This is a genomic window from Sulfurimonas sp., assembly GCF_026991475.1.
Classification (GTDB): domain Bacteria; phylum Campylobacterota; class Campylobacteria; order Campylobacterales; family Sulfurimonadaceae; genus Sulfurimonas.
On record NZ_JALXBK010000036.1, the window covers coordinates 1 to 2,087 of the forward strand.

Sequence of the window (2,087 nt, forward strand, 5' to 3'; positions counted from 1 at the left end):
GGTTCGTTGTTTATTAAGTTTCCGCGCATAGCGAATGTTGTTGTCGGTAAAAGTAGTGTGTCTTTGTAGTCCATTGAAACCTCAAAATATTATTATAATTATAAATTCTTTGCATTGTATCTTTAATGTGTTTAAAAGCTGATAAAACTGCTATAATATGGTATGAAAACACATCTAATATTTATTGGTAATAAATTTACTTATAACCCACCTTTGAAAGAGTATATTTTACGAAGTTTAGAAGCAGATCTTGCTTTTATAGATATGATAAGCTTTTTAAAAGATGGAGATACATCTTTGTTCCTCTACCTTGAAGAGGCTCTAAACGCAGCTAATAGAGTTGTGATTGTCACTACAAAACAGAACTTTTCAACGATTGGAAAAGTAATCTGTACAGCAACGAATGACAATCAAATTCTTCGTGATGGTATGCTTATTCCTCAAAAAGCTTCTCTATTTGAAGAGAGAAGTTACCTCTTAGAATACAATGGTTCTTTTGTGAATGTTCTGCAGATGGATGAGGGAGAAAAGATGCCCGAAATTTTACTGCATAATAGTGAAATAAAGGCAGTTGCCCATATTTTTGAAGAGGAGAGGGAGACTTTGGTAAATATTCTTACTCCAATTGCGCAAACTTATGAGGTGCATTTTGATTTTGTACAAAAAGTCGAGGGATGGTTGAGACTAGATATTTATAGTAAAAAATATGGAGATATTACAAAATTTATGGAGGCATCTAAAAAATTACTTCCTAAAAAATTCATAGCATCTTCAAATATTATTGAATATGTTATTGATAAACTTTACCATAGTGGAAAAAAGGTGAGTTTTGCCGAAAGTTGTACAGGTGGATTACTTGCTTATTATTTTACAAAACAAAATGGAGCATCAAAAATCCTCGAAGGCTCTTTGGTGACGTACTCCAATGCATTAAAAGAAAACTGGCTTGCAGTTGATCATACTATTTTAGAAGAGAATGGTGCAGTGAGCGCTGCTGTAGTAGAAGAGATGAGTGATGGTGCTTTGAATGTAAGTGATGCTGATTATGCACTTGCAATAAGCGGAATAGCAGGTGATGCAGGAGGAACTGATGAAAAACCAGTGGGGACTGTTTATATCGGTGTACGTAGTCAAACGCAGCACATTGAAAAACATCTGCATTTTTTTGGAGATAGAAACTATGTACAGCACCAAAGTGCACTTATGGCTATAAAAATGTTGCTTCTTCTGGATAAAGAGACTTTTTTCTAAATTCTTTGTCAAATATCTTGACATATAAAATCTTTTTGTCTATAATTTCGACCTCTTAACAATAAGAGGCAAATGTCTTGTTAGCTCAGCTGGTAGAGCACGTCACTTTTAATGATGTGGCCGATGGTTCGAATCCATCACAGGACACCATTTTTAAACTAAAAGATAATAATAATTTTTCTATTATTTAAGGAAGAATTTTACGAAGCATACTGATAGTATGTAAATAAGATTATGACGTAGAATAATTTAAAATTTGCGGTGGTAGTTCAGTTGGTTAGAATACCTGCCTGTCACGCAGGGGGTCGTGGGTTCGAGCCCCATCCACCGCGCCACTTTTTAGTTTAGATGGGCGCTTAGCTCAGTTGGTAGAGCGCTACCCTTACAAGGTAGATGTCACTGGTTCGAGTCCAGTAGTGCCCACCATTTTTTGTTTATTTGCACTCAAATTTATAACTCACATACTTTTAGTATGCTTCGTTAAAAATTTTAGCACAACTAAATCAAAAAAATATTTTGTTAACAGCCTTTTGTTAAATGAAAGATAATGACCCTTTCGTCTAGTGGCCAAGGACACTATCACTTCATGGTAGTAACAGAGGTTCAAATCCTTTAGGGGTCGCCATTATTTTGGTGTTTTAGATTTTAAAATCTAAATTTATGATTTTTCTTTTAATCTAGGAAAGACTGAATGAGGTATACATTAAGTATCCGAATGATGGATTGACGACGAGTAAAATAAAAAGCATTATTTAGGGCGCTTAGCTCAGTTGGTAGAGCGCTACCCTTACAAGGTAGATGTCACTGGTTCGAGTCCAGTAGTGCCCACCATTTTT

General features: G+C 35.1%; 1 protein-coding gene and 5 tRNA genes. All 6 read left to right on the forward strand.

The features are described 5' to 3' along the window. Positions 1-162: 162 nt before the first annotated feature. The 6 genes from MV589_RS02555 to MV589_RS02580 all read left to right on the forward strand — a co-directional run bounded on the left by MV589_RS02555 (position 163) and on the right by MV589_RS02580 (position 2,082). Entirely contained in the window at positions 163-1,251 is a 1,089-nt protein-coding gene (locus MV589_RS02555) for a CinA family protein (protein ID WP_297431750.1), read from the forward strand. A gap of 74 nt (positions 1,252-1,325) precedes the next feature. Beyond that, a tRNA-Lys gene (locus MV589_RS02560) sits at positions 1,326-1,401 on the forward strand. Between the two features lie 108 nt (positions 1,402-1,509). Further along, a tRNA-Asp gene (locus MV589_RS02565) sits at positions 1,510-1,586 on the forward strand. Between the two features lie 15 nt (positions 1,587-1,601). Next, a tRNA-Val gene (locus MV589_RS02570) sits at positions 1,602-1,677 on the forward strand. Between the two features lie 123 nt (positions 1,678-1,800). Continuing rightward, positions 1,801-1,876 (forward strand) — tRNA-Glu (locus MV589_RS02575). Between the two features lie 130 nt (positions 1,877-2,006). Next, positions 2,007-2,082: transfer RNA gene (locus tag MV589_RS02580), tRNA-Val, on the forward strand. Positions 2,083-2,087 lie beyond the last annotated feature (5 nt).